Origin of the sequence: Halorubrum persicum (assembly GCF_002727125.1) — an archaeon.
Lineage (GTDB): Archaea > Halobacteriota > Halobacteria > Halobacteriales > Haloferacaceae > Halorubrum > Halorubrum persicum.
Genome location: NZ_NHOA01000003.1, coordinates 1 through 22553, shown reverse-complemented (window position 1 = coordinate 22553; position 22553 = coordinate 1). Strand labels below are relative to the sequence as shown.

Annotated in this window: 20 protein-coding genes; 15 read left to right on the top strand and 5 right to left on the bottom strand. The window is 69.8% G+C overall.

The annotated features are described in order from the left end of the window. The first annotated feature begins 196 nt into the window (after window positions 1-196). Window positions 197-328 carry a DUF7503 family protein gene (locus tag DJ69_RS18980; protein ID WP_275539504.1) on the top strand — a complete coding sequence of 44 codons (132 nt, stop codon included), beginning with the start codon at window positions 197-199 and terminating at the stop codon, window positions 326-328. Here DJ69_RS18980 and DJ69_RS00290 read toward each other — a convergent pair. Beyond that, complete coding sequence (locus DJ69_RS00290; protein WP_099253771.1) at window positions 325-2439, bottom strand: caspase family protein; 2115 nt, start codon at window positions 2437-2439, stop codon at window positions 325-327. The two genes, DJ69_RS18980 and DJ69_RS00290, sit on opposite strands and share 4 nt — an antisense overlap. Window positions 2440-2590: 151 nt before the next feature. On the opposite strand from DJ69_RS00290, the gene DJ69_RS00285 reads away from it, so the two are divergent. From DJ69_RS00285 to DJ69_RS00275, 3 genes are all read left to right on the top strand, one after another. Then, complete coding sequence (locus DJ69_RS00285) at window positions 2591-3547, top strand: succinylglutamate desuccinylase/aspartoacylase family protein (protein WP_099253770.1); 957 nt, start codon at window positions 2591-2593, stop codon at window positions 3545-3547. Further along, window positions 3547-4764 carry a threonine synthase gene (locus DJ69_RS00280; RefSeq protein ID WP_099253769.1) on the top strand — a complete coding sequence of 406 codons (1218 nt, stop codon included), beginning with the start codon at window positions 3547-3549 and terminating at the stop codon, window positions 4762-4764. The genes DJ69_RS00285 and DJ69_RS00280 overlap by 1 nt, the downstream gene beginning before the upstream one ends. A gap of 72 nt (window positions 4765-4836) precedes the next feature. Next, window positions 4837-5766, top strand: coding sequence for a ketopantoate reductase family protein (locus DJ69_RS00275; RefSeq protein ID WP_099253768.1), 930 nt, complete (start codon window positions 4837-4839; stop codon window positions 5764-5766). A 46-nt stretch (window positions 5767-5812) separates the two neighbouring features. Here DJ69_RS00275 and DJ69_RS00270 read toward each other — a convergent pair whose 3' ends face one another. Continuing rightward, the gene (locus DJ69_RS00270; protein ID WP_099253767.1) at window positions 5813-6034 is read right to left on the bottom strand and encodes a DUF7556 family protein; all 222 of its coding nucleotides are present in this window, start codon (window positions 6032-6034) and stop codon (window positions 5813-5815) included. Window positions 6035-6366: 332 nt separating this feature from the next. On the opposite strand from DJ69_RS00270, the gene DJ69_RS00265 reads away from it, so the two are divergent. The 3 genes from DJ69_RS00265 to DJ69_RS00255 are packed head-to-tail and all read left to right on the top strand — an operon-like array spanning window position 6367 to window position 9648. Continuing rightward, window positions 6367-7215, top strand: a complete 849-nt coding sequence (locus DJ69_RS00265) for a CBS domain-containing protein (protein ID WP_099253766.1) — start codon at window positions 6367-6369, stop codon at window positions 7213-7215. Next, window positions 7216-9000, top strand: coding sequence for a glycine--tRNA ligase (glyS, locus tag DJ69_RS00260; RefSeq protein WP_099253765.1), 1785 nt, complete (start codon window positions 7216-7218; stop codon window positions 8998-9000). It abuts the gene before it with no gap. 3 nt (window positions 9001-9003) lie between these two features. Continuing rightward, window positions 9004-9648, top strand: a complete 645-nt coding sequence (locus DJ69_RS00255; protein ID WP_099253764.1) for a dolichol kinase — start codon at window positions 9004-9006, stop codon at window positions 9646-9648. A 98-nt stretch (window positions 9649-9746) separates the two neighbouring features. On the opposite strand, the gene DJ69_RS00250 is transcribed toward DJ69_RS00255, so the two are convergent. Continuing rightward, window positions 9747-9896, bottom strand: coding sequence for a 50S ribosomal protein L40e (locus DJ69_RS00250; protein WP_095635394.1), 150 nt, complete (start codon window positions 9894-9896; stop codon window positions 9747-9749). Between the two features lie 161 nt (window positions 9897-10057). After that, on the bottom strand, window positions 10058-10327 hold the full coding sequence (locus DJ69_RS00245) for a thioredoxin family protein (RefSeq protein ID WP_008005064.1): 270 nt from the start codon (window positions 10325-10327) through the stop codon (window positions 10058-10060). Between the two features lie 157 nt (window positions 10328-10484). On the opposite strand from DJ69_RS00245, the gene DJ69_RS00240 reads away from it, so the two are divergent. From DJ69_RS00240 to hisE, 3 genes are all read left to right on the top strand, one after another. After that, window positions 10485-10649 carry a preprotein translocase subunit Sec61beta gene (locus tag DJ69_RS00240; RefSeq protein WP_099253763.1) on the top strand — a complete coding sequence of 55 codons (165 nt, stop codon included), beginning with the start codon at window positions 10485-10487 and terminating at the stop codon, window positions 10647-10649. Window positions 10650-10749: 100 nt separating this feature from the next. Next, window positions 10750-11343, top strand: a complete 594-nt coding sequence (pdxT, locus tag DJ69_RS00235) for a pyridoxal 5'-phosphate synthase glutaminase subunit PdxT (protein WP_099253762.1) — start codon at window positions 10750-10752, stop codon at window positions 11341-11343. Then, a complete protein-coding gene (gene hisE / locus DJ69_RS00230) occupies window positions 11340-11708 on the top strand; it encodes a phosphoribosyl-ATP diphosphatase (protein WP_099253761.1) in 369 nt (122 codons plus the stop codon). The genes pdxT and hisE overlap by 4 nt, the downstream gene beginning before the upstream one ends. Window positions 11709-11729: 21 nt before the next feature. Here hisE and DJ69_RS00225 read toward each other — a convergent pair whose 3' ends face one another. Continuing rightward, window positions 11730-12161 carry a hypothetical protein gene (locus DJ69_RS00225; protein WP_099253760.1) on the bottom strand — a complete coding sequence of 144 codons (432 nt, stop codon included), beginning with the start codon at window positions 12159-12161 and terminating at the stop codon, window positions 11730-11732. 198 nt (window positions 12162-12359) lie between these two features. On the opposite strand from DJ69_RS00225, the gene DJ69_RS00220 reads away from it, so the two are divergent. From DJ69_RS00220 to DJ69_RS00200, 5 genes are all read left to right on the top strand, one after another. Beyond that, window positions 12360-14591 carry a hypothetical protein gene (locus DJ69_RS00220; RefSeq protein ID WP_099253791.1) on the top strand — a complete coding sequence of 744 codons (2232 nt, stop codon included), beginning with the start codon at window positions 12360-12362 and terminating at the stop codon, window positions 14589-14591. Between the two features lie 106 nt (window positions 14592-14697). Further along, a complete protein-coding gene (leuS, locus tag DJ69_RS00215) occupies window positions 14698-17370 on the top strand; it encodes a leucine--tRNA ligase (RefSeq protein WP_099253759.1) in 2673 nt (890 codons plus the stop codon). A gap of 100 nt (window positions 17371-17470) precedes the next feature. Further along, the gene (gene kynU / locus DJ69_RS00210; protein WP_099253758.1) at window positions 17471-18880 is read left to right on the top strand and encodes a kynureninase; all 1410 of its coding nucleotides are present in this window, start codon (window positions 17471-17473) and stop codon (window positions 18878-18880) included. An 88-nt stretch (window positions 18881-18968) separates the two neighbouring features. Beyond that, window positions 18969-21608 carry a PAS domain-containing protein gene (locus DJ69_RS00205; RefSeq protein WP_099253757.1) on the top strand — a complete coding sequence of 880 codons (2640 nt, stop codon included), beginning with the start codon at window positions 18969-18971 and terminating at the stop codon, window positions 21606-21608. 133 nt (window positions 21609-21741) lie between these two features. After that, on the top strand, window positions 21742-22553 hold an 812-nt coding region (locus DJ69_RS00200; protein WP_180271679.1), incomplete at its 3' end, for a DEAD/DEAH box helicase.

Here is a 22553-nt window from a genome sequence, read left to right as displayed (position 1 = left end):
TCGGTGGGGGAGGCGGAAAAAACGGATGGCTGGCTCCCAAGACGAACCCGATGACAATTAGAGAATCAAAAATCAGCTGAACAGGCGTTGAATCCGCGTTAGGAGAATTTCATTTACCTCTCATATTATTCAAACAAGTAAGTACAGTAAGCGCAAAAAAGTTTTGATGATTATATTGCTCGTCTTTTTCTGTAATATGCACGAAAGTGTTGCAGACTACGTGGCAGAGAACCCGAAGATGGCCGGCGTCCTGTTCACCGCACTCCTCCTGTTGACGCAGGCGGCGCCTGCGGCGGCGAATGCAGTTTCGACCAATCCAGGACCCTAATCAATCGAGATCTCATCACTCCACCCCAATTCACCATCAAGAAAAATAGGAAGAACCTCCAAATTTAGAAAGTCGGTTAATTCATCTTTTTTAACCCCACTAGCGCAAGCTTGAGCTGGAACATAGTAGTTAGAACGCGCGGAATCGATATTAGGAGTCGTTAAGCTACCGAGACCATAGGGTCCGTTTGGATAAATGTTTACTGAAAAACCCCATCCATCTGAATCGTGGTTTTTTAAATCAACCACTACCGCAGAACCACTCCGACTGTGGCAAACCGTCGTCCCACCGTCGCCGACGACGATGTACTGATGGCCCGTGATGAGTTCGCGCTTCGCGACGTGAAGCGCGGTACGGAGGTTGAACCCGCTGTTCATCAGTCGCGCGATGATGCGGCCGAGCTGGGTCGCCGGTGAGTTCGCCACGTCTGAAAGCGTGACGATGCCGCCGCGGGAGCCGCGATGGATCAACGCCTCGCCCTGCTGGTACGACTGGCAGGCGTTGAGCAGGAAGGCGCTGACGCCGACATCGAGATCTTCGGCGGTGAGGTCGAGGTACTCATCGGTACACTGCATCCCGCGGTCGTCGACGTGGCCGATGTAGTGCAGAAAGTCGACGTCGGACTGCAGCGTCTCGCGCATCTCCTCGCGGGTGAGGTCGTGGCGGACCTCGATGTCGAACTGGACCATATCGCGGAGGCCGTACAGGTCGGCGACTTCGCCCTCCTCACGCATCTGTTCGTCGTTGCAGACGACGAGTACGGAGATCCGCGACTGCTCGACGGAACCAACCTCCAGCCGCCGGTGATACGCGTCAAGGGTGGCCTTGTTGGCGTCGAGGGGGACGCCGGCACCGACCCACGCGTGTTCGACCGTGTCGACCGGCTCGGGCCGGACGAAGTCGGCGTCCGCCGGCACCGCGCCGCGCTCCGCCGAGGCGTCCGCGCCGCGGGTGGGCTCGGTGTCGGCGGCGCCGCGGACGAACTCCTCCGGACCGAGGGGCGCCGGCTCGGCCCGGGCCCCGCGGAAGAAGCCGACGCCGCCGCCCTCGTTCCCCGTCGCGGGCGTCACTGTCTCCGGCGACCGGACGATCGACAGCTCGCCGGCGATGAACGGGATCATCTCCACGTTCTCGGGGTCGGGACGCACGTCGGTCGTCAGCGTCCACTGGGGGAGCTCCGGCTCGACGCGCTCGAAGGGGACCGCGAGGTACTCGCCGAGCCGCTCCGCGAGCGGGAGGTCGTACAGGCGGCCCCAGTCGAGGGCGATGTCGGTAGTCTCTCGCTCGTGGAGATCGACCGGGTAGAACCCCTCCGTGCGGGCGAGACAGTCGAAGTGGAACGCCTGTCTGAGCGCCTCGGCGGTCCGCCGCTCGAACTCCGGTTCGAGCGAGTGTATCCAGCCGTCGCCCTCGATCCGGGGGGCGTCACCGGGGACCACGTCGGCCGCGAAGTAGTACGCCAGCGAGACCACCGGGTAGAGGTAGCGATACTCCGGGGGGACGACGATCTGAACCCCGGAGTCGAGCGGCTCGACCCGGTCGGGGACGCGGAGCTCATCGTCCGGCTCGATCAGCGGCGGGTGCCCGCGGAGGGTGGGGAACGACCGCTCCGGGCTCGTCGTCTGGAGCGCGGAGCCGAGCAGGGAGACGGCGTCCATCAGCGACTCGGGATCGGTCGGCGTCTGAATCGTCCCCGCCGGGACCTGGTGGAGCGACCGAAATCCGAGCGTGACCTCGGCGGGAGCGTCGAGCTCGATCCGGGTCGTCCGCTCCGTCGTCGACACGGAGAACGGCGACGCGAATGTGACGTACAGCTTCGTCGGAACGGGATTGATGCCGACGTGGTACGTCCCCGCTGGCATCGCGTAGGAGTCGCCGCGGGTGAGCAGCGTGCCGTCGCCGGAGCGGGTCTCGACGACCGCGACGCGGGGGATTTCGATGGTGCCGGTCTCGACGGTCACGCTCGCGTCGACCGGAAAGTAGTGGGCGTCTTCGGGGGTCGCGACCGGCTCGACCGACCGGTCCGTGTACACCTCGAACTGCGTGTTTTCGATGTGGTCCGTGACGGTGAGTCCGGCGGCGTCGGACAGTGGGTCGATGTCGATACTCATGGGGAAATCGCGTTCAGTCGGCGGCAGGCCGCCGTACCGGGGTCGTCGGGTCCGTCGTTACCGACATCTCGTGCGATGCGGCGATAAAGCTTGTGTCGGTGGATCGCCGCGGACCGAACGGATAAAGGGGCCGCCCACCCACGTTCGCGTAATGATCACGCTTGGAACGGCCCGCGCCTCGCCGGGAGAGACGGACACGGGCCGTCTCGAAGTCGGTGAGACACGGGACGGCAGTCCCGTCCGACTGCCGGTGGCCGTTATCAACGGCGCCGAGGACGGAGAGACGCTGTACCTGCAGGCGGTCAGCGACGGCGACGAGCTCAACGGGCTCGGCGTCGTCAACCGGGTCGTCCCCCGGATCGACCCGGCTGAGCTGTCGGGGAGCGTTCTCGTCGTCGGCGTCGTCAACTACTTCGCGTTCCAGGTCGCTGAGCATCGGAACCCGATCGACGACCGGAAGATGAACCGCGGGTACCCCGGCGACGAGTACGGGACGACGAGCGAGCGCATCGCCCACGCGACGTTCCAAGCCGCGAAGCGGGCGGACCTCATCCTCGACCTCCACCAGGGGTCCACCAGCCGGATGATAAACGAGACGCGGGTGCGTTGCGGAATCCGCCACCACCTCCACGGGGACTGTTTGGAGCTGGCGAAGGTCTTCGGCTGCGGCCACGTCCTCGACATCAAGGGGCCGGACGGGCAGCTCGCGCGGGTCGGCCCGGAACACGGCATCCCGACCATCGATCCCGAGCTCGGCGGCGCCGTCGGCTGGGACGAGGAGTCGATCCAGTACGGCGTCGAGGGGGTGTTCAACGTGCTCCGCCACTACGGCTTCCTCGACGGCGACGTCGAGATCGAACGGCAGACGAGAGCGCGCGGGTTCGACCAGTACGGGTCCCCCGCGGGCGGGTTGGTCCAGTTCGAGTGCGAGCTCGGCGATCGCGTCTCCACCGGGGACCTGCTGTACGAGGTGACCGACGTGTTCGGCGAGCTGAAAGGGCGAGTGACCGCCGACGACGACGGCGTCTTCTGGCGCACCCGACGCCTGCCGCAGGTCGCCGCCGGCGAGTACGTCTGCTCGGTCGGCACCAACGTCGACCGGTACTGATGCCCGACGGCCGCCCCCCGGCTCGCGACCTCGCCTGTCCGGAGTGCGGCGCGACCGTGAGCGACCGGTGGCGCTGCGAGTGCGGCGCTCCGCTGGAGTTCGCCGACCCGCCGGCTCCGGAGGGGCCGCCACCGGGCCCGGACGAGGCCATGCCGGGTCCGGGCGGAAGCGGGCGCGGCGGGATAGGCGCCCGAAGCGGCCTCTGGGCGTTCGACGAGTTCCTCGCCGTCGGCGACGATCCGGCCGACCGCGTGACGCTCGGGGAGGGGATGACGCCGCTGGTCGACGCGGAGAGAAGCGGCGACGACCCCAGCGCGGGCGGTTGGGACGCCGCGTTCAAGTTGGAGTACGTCTTTCCCACCGGCTCGTTCAAGGACCGCGGCGCGACGACGACGCTCACGCGAGCCCGCGAGCTGGGCGTCGAGCGCGTCGTCGAGGACTCCTCCGGCAACGCCGGCGCCGCGATCGCGACGTACGCGGCGCGCGCCGGGATCGACGCCGCGGTGTACGTCCCGGCCGACGTCAAGGAGTCGAAGCTCCGCGCGATCCGCCGGGCCGGCGCCGAACCGGTCCGGATCGAGGGCTCCCGCGCGGACGTGACCGCGGCGTGCGTGGCGGCGCTCGGCGAGGGTGACGAGGGAAGACGAAACGGCGGGGCCGCCGACGCCGCCTGGTACGCCAGCCACGCGTGGAACCCGGCGTTCTTCGAGGGGACCGCCACCGTCGCCTACGAGATCGCCGCCCAGCGCGGCTGGGAGGCCCCCGACGCGGTCGTGACCCCGCTCGGCCACGGCACCCTGTTTCTCGGGGCCTACCGCGGGTTCCGACGGCTGGAGCGCGCGGGCTGGATCGACGAGGTCCCGCGACTGTTCGGCGCCCAGGCGGCGGGCGTCGCGCCGATCGTCCGCGCGCTCCACGGCGCCGACGCTGCCGACCCCGAGGGGAGGGTCAACGCGGCCGCCGACGGGATCCAGATCGCCGAGCCGGTCCGGAAACGGGAGATCCTCGACGCCGTCGCCGACACCGACGGCGACGCGCTCGCGGTCACGCAGACGGCGGCGGAGCGCGAGCTCGAACGGCTCCACGCGGCGGGGTTTTACACCGAGCCGACCTGCGCCGTGGCGCCGGCGGCGCTCCGCGAACTCCGCGGGCGCGGCGCTCTCTCGCCCGACGACGACGTGGTCGTCCCGCTGACCGGGAGCGGGCTGAAGGGCTGACTCCGGCGTCCGCGGGGTCCGCGGGGCCTCACCACCGCCATCTCTTTTCACTCTCGCGCCGTTGGAGGGCGTATGGAGGTCCTCGTCTACGGCGCCGGCGCGATCGGAAGCCTCGTCGGGGGGTTGCTGGCGCGGACGCACGAGGTCACGCTCGTCGGGCGCGACCCGCACATGCGGCGGATCCGCGAGGACGGGCTTCGGATCGACGGCGCGGTCGACGCCCGCGTGCGCCCTCGCGCGCTCACCGACGGGGCGCATCGGTCGGCCGATCTCGCGGTGGTGACGACGAAGGCGTACGACACGGACGCGGCCGCGCGAGCGCTCGCGACCGGCGAGTACGACGCGGTCTGTTCGCTCCAGAACGGCTTCACGGAGGAGCGGCTGGTCGCGGCGCTCGACCCCACCGTGCTCGCGGGAACGGCGAGCTACGGCGCCCGGTTCGTCGAGCCCGGCCGCGTCACCTGCACCGGCGTCGGCGAGGTCGTCGTCGGGCCGCTTTCGGGGGGCGGCGACCCGCTCGCCGAGCGCGTCGGGAACGCGTTCGACGAGGCCGGGATCGAGACGGTCGTGGCGACGGACATGCCCCGTCGCCGGTACGAGAAGCTCGCGGTCAACGCGGGCATCAACGGCCCCTCGGCGCTGGCGCGGATCTCGAACGGCGCGACGCTCGACGGCCCGGGTGGCGAGGCGGCCCGCGAGGCGGCCCGGGAGGTCGCGCGAGTCGCGCGGGCCGACGAGGTCGCGCTCGGCGAGGCGGAGGCGGTCGCCGCCGTCGAGCGCGTCGCCGCCGACACCGCCGCCAACCGGTCGTCGATGTGCGAGGACGTGGCGGCGGGTCGGCGGACCGAGGTCGACGCGATCTACGGCGCCGCGATCGAGCGCGCGGACCGGTTCGGCGTGTCGGCGCCGACGTGCCGGACGCTCGCGTCGCTCGTCCGAGCGTGGGAGGTCGGTGCGGACGTTCGCTCCGCGGCGGCCGCTGACGAGACCGATTCGGAGTAGCCGTACTGGCGGAGAAGCGGGGGCGCCGACAGCGCCTACGGCGGAGTTAACACCACTCTTCGAGGACGGTGGCGTCGGTCTCGTCGACCGAGACCCACGCGTTCTCCCGAGAGACGTCCGCGATCACGAGCTCCGGTCGTGACGCTGACGAGTCGATCGACGCCATCACGTCCGGCGAGTCGTCGGCGTCGAGGGCCGGATCCGTCGGTAACGCCGTCCGGCGGTGATCTGGGTCCGGGTCGTCCCATGGAGTGGAACTCCGTGACATGATTGTGAATTGTTCACAGTACCTATAAGCGTTCCGGACCGGGAGCGTCCGCAGTCGGCGGATTCGAGATCTGAGGCGATAATCGGGGACGGAAGCCCGTGTCAGCCGTCGATCACGGGGAAATTGTCGGAGTACGGTGTCGATCTGACGGAGCGATTGGCTCGCTGTCACGCGCCCCGTCGCGGGCCGGACGGGCCGGGCCGGCGTTTCGAGGGGCTCTCCCGGCGCGCGCTCCGCGCTCGACGAACGGCGGCGAGAGCCGGCCATCGGCCGCCGACCGCTGTCGAACCACCTTCGCAGTATACAAGAGGTGCCACGCTGAAAGACGGTGCATGAACGTATCAGACGCCATGACGCCGCGGTCGGATCTCGTCGTCGTCGAGATCCCGGGGAGCCGGAACGACGTGTTGGAGTACATCCAGGAGCACGGCTTCTCGTCGGTGCCGGTCGTGAAAGACGTCGACGGCGACGAGGTGTACCGCGGGCTCGTCTCCCGCGACGACCTGATCGAGCAGCCGGACGAAGACCAGCTCGCGCTGCTGATGCGAGAGGTTCCGACGGTGAGCGCCGACGACGCGATCGGCGACGCCGCCGCCACGATGGCCGCCGAGGAGTCGCGCCGGCTCCCGGTCGTCGACGGCGACCGGCTCGTCGGCATCATCACGGTCACCGACGTGGTTCGGGCCATCGCCCGCGGCGAGATCGACGGCGAGACGGAGGTCGGCGGGCTCGCGACCCCCGCGGTCAACGCGACGTACACGGAGACCCCGCTGCCGGTCGCGGAGCGGGAGATCGGGCTGGCGAACGTCCCGTACGCCGTGGTGCTCGACGACGACGCCGAGCTCGCTGGCATGCTCACCGAGGTCGACGTGCTGGAGGTCGCCCGCGTCGTGGAAGGGGAGGCCAGCACGGGCGACTCCATCGCCGAGCAGGACTCCGAGTGGTCGTGGGAGGGGATCAAGGCGACCGGTGCCCGCTACCTCCCGACCCGCAACGTGGAGCTCCCCGTCGGCGCGGTCCGCCACTTCATGACCGATGACCTCGTGACGGTCAGCGGGACCCGGACCGCGAAGGAGGTGGCACAGGAGCTCATCAGCAACGACATCGAGCAGGTGCCGCTGGTCAACGGCACCGACCTCGACGGTATCGTGCGCGATGTCGACCTGCTGGAGGGGTTGTAGATGGCGTCCGAGGCGATCGTCGAGCTGGCGAAGCGGCGCGGGTTCTTCTTCGGCTCGAACGGCGCGTACGGCGGCACCGCCGGTTTCTACACCTTCGGTCCGCAGGGCGCGGCGCTGAAGAAGAACGTCGAGGACGCGTGGCGCGACCGGTTCACCATCCGGGAGGGGAACCGCGAGATCGAGGCGCCGACGATCATGCCGGAGCCCGTCTTCGAGGCGTCCGGTCACCTCGACACGTTCGACGACATGCTCGTCGAGTGCCCGGAGTGTGGCGAGTCGCACCGCGCCGACCACCTCGTCGAGGCCGTCACGGAGATCGAGGACGCCGAGGCGCTCCCCGGCTCGGAGGTCGAGGAGCTCATCGCCGACAACGACATCGCCTGTCCGTCCTGTGGCACCGCCCTCGCGGGCGTGACGGTCGAGGATTTCAACCTCATGTTCGCGACCGACATCGGTCCCGGCGACGCACAGCCCGGCTATCTGCGACCCGAGACGGCGCAGGGCATCTTCGTGGAGTTCCCGCGGCTGAAGGAGTACGCCCGCGGGAACCTCCCGTTCGGCATCACCCAGATCGGCCCCGCCTACCGCAACGAGATCTCGCCGCGCGGCGGGCTCCTCCGGCTGCGCGAGTTCACGCAGGCCGAACTGGAGCAGTTCATCGACCCCGAGGAGGACGAGCCCCCGCTGGACCGCGTCCGCGACGTGTCGGTCCGCCTGTACCCCGCGACGGAACAGCAGGCCGAGGACGGGGAGTACGTCGAGACCACGGTCGGCGAGGCGGTCGACGAGGGGACCATCGGCTCCCCGTGGGTCGGCTACTACCTCGGCGTCGCGAAGCGGTGGTACGACCGGATCGGCGTCGACCTCGACCGCTTCCGCTTCCGCCAGCACCTCGCGGGCGAGCGCGCCCACTACGCGTCCGACTGCTGGGACGCGGAGAGCGAGGTCGACGGCGACTGGATCGAGATCGCGGGCTTCTCCTACCGCGCCGACTACGACCTCTCGAAACACGACGCGCACGGCGACGACGCGTTCACCGTGTTCAAGCGCTACGACGAGCCGAAGACGGTCGAGCGCGCGACCGTGGACCCCGACATGTCCGTGCTCGGCCCCGAGTTCGGCGGGGACGCCGCCGCGGTCGCCGAGGCGCTCGAGACCCTCGCTGAGCGCGACCCCGACGCGTTCGACGGCGAGACGGTGTCGGTCGAGGCGGCCGGCGAGACCCACGAGGTCGACGCCGACGTGGCCAACTTCTCGGTCGAGACCGTGACCGAGAACGGCGAGCATCTCACGCCGCACGTCGTCGAGCCCTCCTTCGGCGTGGGGCGAACGGTTCAGACGCTGCTGGCGCACGCCTACAGCGAGGACGAGGTCGACGGCGAGGAGCGCACGTACCTCTCCTTGGAGCCCGAGGTGGCGCCCCAAGACGCCGCGGTGTTCCCGCTGGTAACGAACGACGACCGGCTCACCGAGCTGGCCGACCGCGTCGCCACCGACCTCCGCGAGGCGGGGCTGGCGGTCGCGTACGACGACTCCGGCTCGATCGGGCGTCGCTACCGCCGGCAGGACGAGATCGGCACCCCGTTCTGCGTCACGATCGACCGCGACGGGATCGAGGGCGACGGCCCCGAGACCGTGACCGTTCGCGAGCGCGACTCCGCGGCGCAGGTCCGGGTTCCGGCCGAGGAGCTGGCCGAGGAGCTGGCCGCGCTCCGCGCCGGCGGCGAGTTCGACGCGCTGGTGGACCGCTACGAGACAGTGGCGACCGACGTCGAAACCAACTAACTCGTGCCCCTTCCGGCGGCGGAGTGGCGGGCCGAAGTGGAGTTCGAGCGGCGGCTAGTCCACGCGAGCGGCACGCTGTTCCCGGTTCCGTACCTGCTCGGGTGGCTGACGTGGACCGAGACGGCCGCGATCCTCAGTCTCGGCGTCGCCGTCGTCGGCCTACTGGAGTTCCTCCGGCTCGTCGTCGGGCTCGATCACGCCGTCTACCGGCACCTCACGCGGGAGTACGAGTCGGACAGCGTCGCCGGCTACGCGCTGTACCAGGTCAGTACCACGGCGGTGGCGGTCGCCGCGGTCCCCGCGCTCGGCGTCCCCGGCATGACGCCGACGCTCGCGGTGCCGGCGATCTGGATGGTGTCGCTCGGCGACCCCGTCAGCGGCGCGCTCGGGGACAACGACGCGACCGAGTCGAAACGCCCCGCCGCGTGGATCGCGATGTTTCTGGTCAGCTTCGCGTTGGCGCTTCTCTTTACCGTGTCGGCGTTCGGCGTCGGCGTCGGCGTCGCGGTCGCGCTCGCCGGCGCGGTCCCCGCCGCGGTCGCCGACGGGCTCCCGCCGATCATCCGCGGCGTCGCCGTCGACGACAACCTCACCATCCCGCCCGCCGCGGCCGGAGGGATGCTCCTCGCGGTCACGGCGCTGGCGTAGGACGGCGGCTCGTCAAGTTCACAGGGCGCCAGTCGGACTGCACCGGTCGCTCTGACGGGGCGATCTGCAGGAGAAACGGGGGGCGACCGACGACCGATCTACGCCGCGCGGCGTTCCTTCGCTTTCGGACGGAGCTTCGTGTAGCCGCACTTGCGGCAGCGGTTCGCGTCCGGGGAGTTGCGGGCGTTACAGCGCATGCAGATGTGTCGGTCGAGGTTGCGGCGTTCCGCGGCGTCGAAACTGGCCATACTCCTACTGTCGGGCCGACGCTGTAAAAGGTTGCGAGACGCGGCGGGTCGGATCGGGGGTCTGAGGACGGGTGGAGCGCCCGCCGTGTGCCCGTGCGTCAGTTGGTCCGCTGGTCAGTGCTCCCGCGGTTTCGCGGGACCGAGGGTCGGAGATCCCGCCGTTACGCGCCCGCCTCGGAGAGCGCGGCCTCGATGTCCTCGCGCTGGGTGACGCCGACGAACCGGTCGACGACGCCCTCGTCGTTCTCGACGATGAGGGTCGGCAGCGAGCGCACCTGGTACTGGTTGGCGACGTCCTGCTCCTCGTCGACGTTCACCTTCTGGAGCTCGAAGGCGTCGCCGAGGTCCTCCTGGATCTCCTCCAGAATCGGGTCCTGCGTCTTACACGGGCCGCACCAGTCAGCGTGAAAATCCAGCAGTCGAACAGTCATTATCCGGCACATTCTACCGCCGGGCGGCGCATAAGGGTTTCCCACTTGTGCACGCTCGGGCGTCGAACCGCGACAGCCCCGACACGACGCTCCGAGGCGGGCGCCGCGTCGAGCGCCGAACGAAACGTTTAGAACGCCGCGAGACGCACCGATAGCCATGAGCAGTGGTTCCAACTCGGGCGGGCTGATGTCCAGTGCGGGCCTCGTCCGCTACTTCGACAACCAGGGCCGGGACGCGATCACGATCGACCCGAAAACCGTCCTCGCGTTCTGTGTCCTCTTCGGCGTGTTCGTACAGATCCTCTCGCTGACCGTCGCGTAGGCCCCGTTCCGAGTCGCCGCTTCCGTTCTTCCCCGTCAGCGCTCCGGTGTGTCGGCTCCGTAGCGCGCCCTTTTTGCCCGTTCCCCACCGACCGGTTCTCATGCAAGCAGGCGTCATCGCCGTCCAGGGGGATGTGGCCGAACACGCCGCCGCCGTCGAGGCCGCCGCGGCCGCCCACGGCGAGTCGGCGGACGTGGTCGAGGTCCGGGAGTCGGGGGTCGTTCCCGACTGCGACGTGCTCCTCATGCCCGGCGGGGAGTCGACGACCATCTCGCGGCTGATCGGCCGAGAGGGGATCGACGAGGAGATCCGCGAGCACGTCGCGAGCGGAAAGCCCGTGTTAGCCACCTGCGCGGGGCTCATCGTCTGCTCGCGGGACGCGAAGGACGACCGCGTCGACGCGCTCGGGCTCGTCGACGTCTCCGTCGACCGGAACGCGTTCGGCAGACAGAAGGACTCCTTCGAGGCGAAGGTCCCGGTGAACGGGCTCGACGAGCCGTTCCACGCCGTGTTCATCCGCGCGCCGCTCATCGACAACGCCGGCGACGGCGTCGAGACGCTCGCGACCGTCGACGGGCGGCCGGTCGCGGTCCGCGACGGTCCCGTCGTCGCCACCGCGTTCCACCCGGAGCTCACCGACGACTCGCGGATCCACGACCTCGCCTTCTTCCCCGACCGCGAGGTGGTCGCGTGAGCGATCCGGACGCGGACGGGACAGGCGGTGCGGACGGCGACGCGACGGCCGCCACGGACGGAGAGGGCCCGGAGCCCCCCGCCGAGGCCGTCCTCGACGAGCTGTTCGCTACCATCGAGTCGCGGAAGGCGGAGCTCCCCGAGGGGTCGTACACCGCCTCGCTGTTCACCCACGAGAAGGGGGAGAACGCGGTGTTAGAGAAGATCGGCGAGGAGTCCACGGAGGCGATCCTCGCGGCGAAGGACGACGACCTCGACGAGCTCACCTACGAGAGCGCCGACCTCGTCTACCACCTGCTGGTGTTGTTCGCCATGAAGGACCTCGACATCGACGACCTGCGCGAGGAGCTGCGGAATCGCTTTTAAACCCGACCGGCCTCGTTACCGCTACCGCTCCCGTTCGAGCTCCCGATCGATATCGGCGAGCTCCCTGTCGATGTCGTCGAGCCCCTCGGTCTCCAGCTCGCTCGCGATCCGACGCTCGAACTCCGCCTCGCCGATCTGCCCCTCGACGTACTGTCTGCGGAGCCGGTCCCGCCGGCTCTCCGAACCGTCGCCGGCCGACGCCGAAGTGGACGACGACCGCGACCGCCCGAGCGAGTCGCCCGGCGAGTCGCTCGCGGCGTCGCCGCCGAACAGCCACGCGCCGGTTTTGTAGAGGAGGTAGACGACGCCGGCGAGCACCGCGAGCGAGACGATCCCGGAGACGATCGCCCACACGAGGCTCAAGATCGCCGAGACCACGGAGACGACGACGCTGACGCCGATCAGGATCGCGATCGCGACCGCACCGTAGTAGAGGGCCTTCGTCCCGTCCATGCGGGGAGTCGCGCGCCCGGGCGCAAATACCTTCTCCCGTCTCCGGGCCCGCTCGCCGGAGACGGGCCCGCTCGCCGACGCACCGCCGCTCCACCGTCAGAAGACTTATTCGCCGCTGTGGTCGTGAGTTAGAGAAATGCACCCGAAGCCGTGGTCTCGGACCGGCGCCTCGCCCGCGGACCGCAGCGAGGCCCGCCCGTGAGCGACCGCACCGCCGGCAGCGGTCGGCCCGAATCGGGCGTCGGCCGTCGGACCGTCCTCGGCGCGCTCGCCGGGACCGGGAGCGTCGCGGTCGCGGGGTGCGGCTCCGACTCCGGTTCCGATCCCGCTGGCTCCGACTCCGAACCCGGTTCCGACTCCGGCTCGTCGCCGGACGACGCCGAGACGGGCGGGCTCGATCCGGAGGCGGTCGAAGAGCTCGCGGTCCGGTTCGCCCCGACGCTGTACTTCGACACCGCCGAGCCGTGGTTCCCGACCGACCCCCGACCGTACGCGACCGAGGAGGACGGCGAGACCGTCGTCGACGGGTTCGACGCGTTCGACGGCTACCACGAGCGGTACGACGAGGCGGGCGAGCCGCCGAATCCGACCGTCTTCTACAACGGGGTCCGGTACGAGGAGTCGCCGCTCGCGGTCGTCCAGTTCTGGCTCTACTCCGCGTTCGACCAGTTCACCGCCAACTTCCACTGGCACGACTGGGAGGTGCTCCACGTCTTCGTCGACCTCGACACGGGCGACCCGCAGCTGTACGTCGCCAGTTCCCACTCCCGCAGCGTGCCGAACAACGAGTTCCTCGATCCGGACCCCGACGCTGTCCCGCGGATCCTCTCCGAGCTCGGGTCGCACTCCAGCACCCTCTCGGTCAACGAGATCCCCGACCGGTTCCAGCGCGTCGGCGAGGAGGGGCTGCTCGCGGACATCACCAACACGACGATCGATACCGTCGAGGACCTGCTGGGGGTCCCGCTCGCGTACGGCCTCCCCCGCGACGAGGGGATGCGCCTCCCGTTCGTCGTCCCCGAGTACGAGGGCGCGCCGATCTACGACCACCCCGATCTCCCGTCGGTCACCGCGGAGTCGCTGGTCGACGACGCGCTCACGGTCCGGTCGCTCGACGCGCTGGAGTCGCCCCCGACGGACCTCCCGCTCCGGGAGACGGGGATCGCCTTCCGCCACGCCGACAGGGAGGACGCGGTCGCGGACGAGACCGCCGGGGAGGTGATCACGTACGACCTCGTCGAGACGGCCGAGCTGGAGGGGATCTCGGCGTTCACCGGGCCGCAGCTGAGCTTCGAGTTCGCCGTGCCGGAGGCCGTCGAGGACGCCGTCGCCGGCCACATCACCACCACGGGCGTCCCGTGGGACCAGCCCCGCTACGAGAACCCCGCGGTCGACGTGACCGCCGGCAATCACCGGTCGGAGCTCGCCGACCGATACGACGCCGTCGCCGCCGAGGAGTCGTTCGGCGACGCGGTGAGCGAGGAGATCGACGCGGTCGTGGCCCGCGTCACGCGGACGACCGAGAGCGACGAGGCCCCCGACGGCGAGGGGCTGACGACGACGGACGCGGTCACCGAGTCGTTCGTCCTGATCGAAAGCGACCCCGAAGCGGTCCCGACGTTCGCCGGCGGGGTCGCGGTCGCCAACGGGGTCCCCGAGGGCGACCACCGGCTCACCGTCAACGGCGCCGGGCAGGCGCCCCACAGCGAGAAGCTGACGGTCGCTGCGGACGAGCCCGTGACGGTCGCCGGCGTCGACGGCGAGATCCCCCTGACCGCCCGCGAGAACGCGCGGAAGCTGGAGCTGTCGGACGCCGACAGCGACGTCGACGTGACCCGGTCCGCGGTCGAGGACGACTTCGCCGGGCGGCTCTACGACTCGGCGATCGACGGGAGCGACGCCGTGTACGTCCACGCGGGCGGCGCGTACACGGCCGAGGTACGCGACGCCGACGACGAGGTCGGCGCGTATCGGATCAACCCGGATCCGCCGGGCTCCGACGGCGGCGGAAAGGAGCCGATCCGAATCGAGCGTCCGGAGACCGGGGCGGCACCGCTCGCCGGCTACGTCGCAGACGTGGCCGAGGAGACGCGGGCGGCGGTGGCGGCCGCGGCGGCGGACAGCGGCGACGACACCGACGGCGATGAGGGCGGGAGTTCCGGCGGCCCGTCGAACGCGGTCAACGGCCTGGAACGCGCGCTCGCGGCCGCGGTCGACGCCGCGGAGCGGGCCGAGGAGCGCGCCCGCGCGGGGGACGGTGAGGGGACAGAGCGCCAGCTGGCGAACGTGCTCGATCGGATCGCGCGGATCGAGGAGCGGCTCGCGGCGGCGCGGGAGGGGCTCCCGCCCGGCCTCGCGAACGCGACCGGGAAGCGGGTCGAGCAGGCGACGCGGCGGGTCGAGCAGGCGCGAAACGCCGGGGAGCTCTGAGGGGTCCGTTTCGCGGTCGGGACCGCCGCCCACGGGGCGGTGTGCCACGCCGCACCACTGGATGGAAAGCTATACGACGCCGACCCCTCCACGAGTATATAAGCAGATGTCTCAGGAGGGTTACGACCACACTGCGGTCGAGAAACGGTGGCAGGAGGCGTGGGACGACGCCTCCGTGTATCGCACGCCGGACGAGGTGGACGATCCCACCTACGTGCTGGGGATGTACCCGTACCCGTCCGGGAAGCTCCACATGGGCCACGTCCGCAACTACACCATCACGGACGCGTACGCCCGGTATCGCCGGATGCGCGGCGACGACGTGCTCCACCCGATGGGGTGGGACGCGTTCGGGCTCCCCGCCGAGAACGCCGCCAAGGAGCGCGACACCAACCCCCGCGACTGGACGTTCGACTGCATCGACACGATGCGAGGACAGATGCAGTCGATGGGGTTCGGCTACGACTGGGACCGCGAGGTCACCACCTGCACCCCCGAGTACTACCAGTGGAACCAGTGGCTGTTCCGCCGGTTCCACGAGGCGGGGCTCGTCGAGCGCCGCGACGCCGAAGTGAACTGGTGTCCCTCCTGCGAGACCGTCCTCGCGGACGAGCAGGTCGAGGGCGACGACGAGCTGTGTTGGCGCTGTGACACCCCCGTCGAGACCCGCGATCTGGACCAGTGGTTCTTAGAGATCACCGAGTACGCCGACGAGCTGCTCGACGCGATCGACGGTCTGGAGGGATGGCCGGACTCCGTGCGCCAGATGCAGCGCAACTGGATCGGTCGCCAGCACGGGACGACCCTGGAGTTCCGCGTCGACGGCCACGGGCCCGTCGAGGCGTTCACCACCCGCGTCGACACGATCCACGGCGCGACGTTCTTCGCGCTCGCGCCCGACCACCCGATCAGCGAGGAGCTGGCCCGGTCGGACGAGGACGTGCGCCGCTTCGTCGAGGAGGACGCCGACCCCGAGGGCGACGAGCCGAACGGCGTCGAAACGGACCTCACGGCCACCAACCCCGCAACGGGCGAGGAGATCCCCGTCTTCGTCGCCGACTTCGTCCTCTCGGACGTGGGGACCGGCGCGCTGATGGCGGTGCCCGGCCACGACGAGCGCGACCACGCGTTCGCCGAGAAGATGGGCGTCGACATCGAGCCGGTGATCGCTCCGGAGCCCGGCGAGTGGGACGGCGAGTCGGTGCCGGACGCGCCGGACGTGAGCGAGGCGGCGTTCACGGACGACGGCGTCGTGATCAACTCCGGCCAGTACAGCGGCCTCGACAGCGAGACGGCCCGCGATCGGCTCACCGAGGACATCGAGAGCGCCGAGGCGACCACCCAGTACCGCCTGCGCGACTGGGGGATCTCCCGACAGCGCTACTGGGGGACCCCGATTCCGGTCGTCCACTGCGACGACTGCGGCTCGGTGTTGGTGCCCGAGTCGGACCTGCCGGTCGAGCTGCCGGAGTTCATCAACACGACCGAGAACCCGCTCGACGCCGCCGAGGAGTGGAAGGAGACGACCTGTCCGGAGTGCGGCGGCCCGGCCACCCGCGAGACGGACACGATGGACACGTTCGTCGACTCCTCGTGGTACTTCCTGCGATACGTCTCGCCCGGGGACGAGGCGCTCCCGTTCGACCTGGACCGCGCGAACGACTGGATGCCGGTCGACCAGTACGTCGGCGGCATCGAGCACGCCGTGATGCACCTGCTGTACTCGCGGTTCGTCACCAAGGTGTTGGCCGACGAGGAGGGGCTCGAACACCGCGAGCCGTTCACCAACCTGCTGGCGCAGGGGATGGTCCAGCTGGAGGGCGAGAAGATGTCCAAATCGAAGGGGAACGTCGTCTCGCCCCAGCGCATCGTCGACGAGTACGGCGCCGACACGGCCCGGCTGTTCATGATGCAGGCCGCCCAGCCGGAGCGCGACTTCGACTGGTCCGAGGAGGGCGTCAAATCGACGCACCGCTTCCTGGCCCGCCTGACCGACCTGGTCGAGGGGTACGCGGCCGGGGAGGCGGAGACCGCCCCCGCCGACGCCGACCGCGACACGATCGACGACTACGTCGACGACGAGATCGACGCCGCGGTCGCCATCGCGGGCGGGGAGTACGACGACCTCACCTTCAACGTCGCGCTCCGCGAGGCGCAGGACCTCGTGGGGACGCTCCGGAGCTACCGGGGCCACACCGACCCGCACCCGGAGACGTACGAGCGCGGGATCGACGTCGCCGTTCGCCTGCTCGCGCCGGTCGTCCCGCACCTCACCGAGGAGCTGTGGGAGACGCTGGACCGCGACGGGTTCGTCGTCGAGGCCGACTGGCCGACCGCGACGGTCGACCGGGAGACGGTCGAGCGCCGCCGCCGGCTGGTCGAGAACACCCGCGAGGACGTGCGCGACATCGTCGAGGTCGCCGGCATCGAGGACCCCGAGCGGATCGACGTGGTCGTCGCGCCCGACTGGAAGTACGACGCGCTGTCGATCGCGATCGACAGCGACGCCGATAACCTCATCTCGGAGCTGATGGCGGAGAGCCACATCCGGGACCGGGGCGACGACGCGGCCTCGTACGGGCAGGACCTGCAGGCGAACCGCGAGGCGCTCCAGGAGACGCTGTCGGGGGACGACGAGCACGAGGCGCTGCGCGCCGCCTCGTGGCTGATCGAGCGCGAGTTCGACGCGCCGGTCCGGGTCGAGCGCGCCGCCGACGCCGACGACGCGGTGGTTCGGAAGGCGGAGCCGGGCCGCCCCGCGATCGACATCGTCGAGTAGCGGTTCGAGGCCCTTTTGAAACGGCGACGGCGCCCCCGGGAGCGATCAGTCGGCGGTGACGCCCCGGAAGCGATTAGTCGGCGGCGACGCCCGAATGCGTATGGACGACCCCTATGCCCCCGCCCGCGACGCGCTCGACGGCGACGGGCTGGCCGGCGGCGCGGCCGATTCCGACCCCGCCGTCCTCGCCGCGCGCCTCGACGCCGACGACCCGCTCTCCGCGTTCGCGGATCGGTATCACGTGCCGGACGACGGCTTGTATATGGACGGCAACTCGCTCGGCCCCGCGAGCGACGCCGCCATCGCCAGCCTCGACCGCGTCGTCGACGAGTGGCGTGAGCGGCTCATCTCGGGGTGGACCGACGCCGACCCGCCGTGGTTCGAGGTGGGCGAGCGGCTCGGCGACGCGCTCGCGCCCCTCGTCGGCGCCGACCCGAGCGAGGTCGTCGTCGGCAACTCGATCACCGTCAACATCCACACCCTGATCGGCACCTTCCTCGACGAGCTGCTCGCGGGGAACGGGCCCGAACGCGAGGGGGTCGCGGCGGCGGACGGGACGTGGGCGCCGGGCGGGGAGCCGGGCGGCGACCCCGCCGTCCTCGTCAACGAGCTCGACTTCCCCTCCGACCACTACGCGATACGGGCGCAGTTGCGTCAGCGCGGGATCGACCCGGACGAGAAGCTCCGGGTCGTCGAGAGCAGCGACGGCCGGACGATCGATCCCCGAGACGTCGAGGCCGCGCTGGCGGCGCACGACGACGTGGGGATCGTGTTCATGCCGACCGCGCTGTACCGCTCCGGGCAGCTGTTCGACGTGGAGAGAATCGCCGATGCCGCCCACGCGGCGGGCGCCTTCGCGGGGTTCGACGCGGCTCACTCCGCGGGGGCGGTTCCCCACGCGTTCGGGGACGCCGGCGTCGACTTCGCAGTGTGGTGTACCTACAAGTATCTCAACGCCGGGCCGGGGTCGATCGGCGCGCTGTTCGTCGCCGACCGGCACCACGGACTCACGCCCGCCCTGACGGGCTGGTGGGGCCACGAGAAGGCGACGCAGTTCGAGATGAACATGACGTACACGCCCGCCGACTCGGCCGGCGCGTGGCAGATCGGCACCCCGCCGTTGCTCGCCGCGGCGCCGCTCGAGGGGTCGGTCGAGCTCCTCCGGGAGGCCGGGATCGAGCGCCTGCGCGCCAAGTCGCTCGCGCTCACCGACTTCCTGATCGCCTTGGTCGACGATCGGCTTCCGGAGGTGTCGGTCGGAACGCCCCGCGAGCACGCGGCCCGCGGCGGCCACGTCGCCCTGGAACACCCGGACGCCGAGCGGCTGAGCAGGGCGCTCACCGACCGCGGGGCGGTCGTCGACTTCCGGCCGCCGAACGTGGTTCGGGTGTGTCCGGCGGCGCCGTACACCTCGTTCGCCGACGTGCTGGCCGTCGTCGACGAGATCGAGGCGATCCTCGACAGCGGTGCCCACGAGAGCTACGCGACGGGAGAGGGCGGGGTGACGTAGCGGTCCCGGCTCGCTGTGGGACCGCTTTCGAGCGTCGATATCCGCACTCTTATCATCTGACTAAACGTACCGATCGGTAAGAGAGATTATGGAGGAGAGTTCACGCACGAACGGCGGCGTTGACTCGTTCGGCGTGGCCGGCGAGGGGGCCGCTTCCGTTTACGAGGCGATTTTTCGCGAGATGGACGACGCCGTGTTCGTCGTCGAGGTCGAGCGGACAGACGACGGATACGAGTTCACGTTCCGACAGAACAACACCGCGTATCAGGAACAGACGGGGTACTCCGAGGACGAGATGCGGGGTCGGACGCCGCGGGAATTCCTCGGCGACGAACAGGGCGCGACCGTGGCCGAGAACTACCGCCGGTGTGTCGAGCGGGGCGCCACGATCGAGTACGACGAGCGCCTCGAGTTCCCGGGCGGCCCGAGTTACTGGCAGACGAAGCTGACCCCGATCACCGAGGACGGGACGATAACGCGGATCGTCGGGGTCGCTCGGGACGTCACCGCACAGAAGGAACAGGAGCGAGAGCACCAGCGCACGTACCGCCGGTTCCAGACCGTGTTGGAGACGATGTCGGCGGCGGTGTTCCTGAAAGACGCCGACGGTGGGTACCTCCTGATGAACCACGCGTGCCGCGACCTGCTCGACGCCGGTGAGGACTACGTCGGGACGACCGACAAGGACCTCTTTCCGGAGGCGGTCGCCCAGCAGGCCCGGGCGGACGACCTCCACGTCCTCGAGACCGGAGGGCGGATCGAGATCGAGGAGACGGTCCCGACGCCCGCAGGAGAAAGCGTCCGGCTCACTCGGAAGTCGCCCGTGTACGATGACGACGGGGAAATCGTTGGCGTCTGCGGCGTCTCGACGGACATCACCGATCAGAAGGAGCGCGAGCGGGCCCTCCAACAGCTCAAAGACCGGCTCGAACTCGCGGTCGAAGGCGCGCAGCTCGGCGTCTGGGACTGGGACATGACCACCGACGAGGTCGAGTTCAACGACCAGTGGGCGCGGATGCTCGAGCACTCGCTCGACGAGATCGAGCCGCATCTCGATGAGTGGGAGCGACGCGTCCATCCCGACGACCTCGAGGCGGTCGAGGACGCGCTGTCGGCCCACATCGCGGGCGAGACGCCGTACTACGAGGCGGAACACCGGATGCGCACCGGATCGGACGAGTGGAAGTGGATCCGCGACATCGGGAAGGTCGTCGAGCGCACCGACGACGGGGAGCCGGTTCGTGCGGTCGGGATTCACCTCGACATCGACGATCAGAAGCGGCGCGAGCGGGAGCTGATCCGAACGCGGCAGCTCATCGAACGGACACAGGAGAGCGCGTCGATCGGCTGGTGGGAGGTCGATCTGGTCGGCGAGTCGCTCACGTGGAGCGACGAGGTGTATCGCATCCACGGGGTGGACCCGGACGAGTCGGTCGAGCTGTCGGAGGGGTTCGAGTTCTACCACCCGGACGATCGGGAGGCCATCGAGACGGCGTTCGACCGGCTGACCGAGGACGGCGAGTCGTACGACATCGAACTCCGGATCGTCACGGCGTCCGGTCAGACCCGGTGGGTCCGGACGATCGGCGATCCGCAGCGCGACGACGAGGGGCGCGTCACCGGCGCGCTCGGGCTGTTCCAAGACATCACCGAGCAGAAGGAGTACGAGCTGGCCCTCGAGTCGACCCGCCAAGAGCTCCGGCAGATCATCGACCTCGTCCCGGACCTCGTGTTCGTGAAGAACCGCGAGGGCGAGTACCTCCTGGCCAACGAGGCGACTGCGGCGGCGTACGGGAAAACGCCCGCGGAGGTCGAAGGGCAATCGGAGGCGGACATCATCCCCAGCGTCGAGGACTCCGAGGAGTTCCGCCAGGACGACCTCGACGTGATCGAGTCGGGCGAGGCGAGAGTGATCGGCGAGGAGACGCTGACGACGGCGGACGGCGAGACGCGTATCTTTGAAACGCGGAAGATTCCGTACGAAATCGCGGAGAGCGGCGGAGACGCCGTGTTGGGGTACGCCCGCGACATCACCGAACTGAAGCAGTACGAGCGGACGCTCGAAGATCAGCGGGACAGCCTCAAACTGCTGAACCAGGTCGTTCGACACGACATTCGGAACCAGCTGATGGTCGTGGAGTCGTACACCGAGCTGCTCGAAGGGTCGCTCCCCGACGACCAGAGCCGAACGTACGCGCGAACGGTCATCGAGGCGGCGAAACAGGCGGCGGGGATCACGGAGACGGCCAGAGACGTGACCGACGTGCTGCTGCAGGTCGGCACCGACCGGACTCCGATGAGCCTCCGCGACGAACTCGCCGGGCAGATCGAACAGGTCCGCGCGGATCAGGACCGTGTGTCGGTCTCGGTCGACGGCTCGATCCCCGACGTGACGGTGCTGGCCGACGACCTGTTGGAGGCGGTGTTCCGGAACCTCCTGACGAACGCGGTCGTCCACAACGACAAGGACGTGGCGGAGATCACGGTGTCGACGCGCGTGTCGGACGAGACCGTGTGCGTGTCGATCGCCGACAACGGTCCCGGCATTCCGGACGACCACAAGGCGCAGATCTTCCAGGAGGGCGAGAAGGGTCTCGAGAGCGGCGGTACGGGCGTCGGACTGTACCTCGTCAAGACGCTCGTCAACAAGTACGGCGGCGACGTGTGGGTCGAGGACAACGAGCCGACGGGCAGCGTGTTCGCCGTGGAACTGTCGATCGCGGATTGAACGGGCACGCGCCCCTCGTAGACAGAACGGGAGCGCGCCTCTCGCGGCCGCCGGACCGGCCCCGAGCGCTCGCACGACCCTCGCACAGCGACGCCCTTAATCGCTTGAATCACCAACGTCCGACGATCAGATAATGGCGGAACCGTCGGGGATGGACGCGTTCGCGCAGCTCGGGGGTGACCTCCGCGAGGCGCTCTCCGAGCAGGGGTTCTCCACGCCGACGGAGCCCCAGCGCGAGGCGATCCCGCCGCTCGCCGACGGGAAGAACGCCCTCGTCCTCGCCCCGACGGGCACCGGGAAGACGGAGACGGCGATGCTCCCCGTCTTCGACGCGATCGTCGACGCCCGCGACGCCCCCGGCGCTCCTCCCCGCGAGGGCATCTCCGCGCTGTACATCACGCCGCTGCGCGCGCTCAACCGCGACATGATGGACCGGCTGGAGTGGTGGGGCGACCGGCTCGACGTCGAGGTGGCGGTGCGCCACGGCGACACCACCCAGTACGAGCGGAGCAAGCAGGCCGACGACCCGCCGGACGTGCTCATCACGACCCCGGAGAGCCTCCAGGCGATCCTCACGGGCTCGAAGATGCGGGTCGCGCTCGAAGACGTCGCCCACGTCGTGATCGACGAGGTCCACGAGCTCGCCGCCGCGAAGCGCGGCGCCCAACTGACGGTCGGGCTCGAACGCCTCCGGCGCGTGGCGGGACCGTTCCAGCGGGTGGGACTCTCCGCGACGGTCGGCGACCCCGAGGAGGTCGGGCGGTTCCTCGTCGGATCGGGGACGCGCGACCCCGACCGCCCCGGCGACCGCGCGTTCGAGATCGTCGAGGTCGCGGCCGGGACCCGGACGGACGTGCGGGTGCTCGACCCGCCGATCACGGACCGCGACGCGACGCTCGCCGGCGAACTGGCGGTCGACGAGACGACCGCGAGCCACGTCCGGAC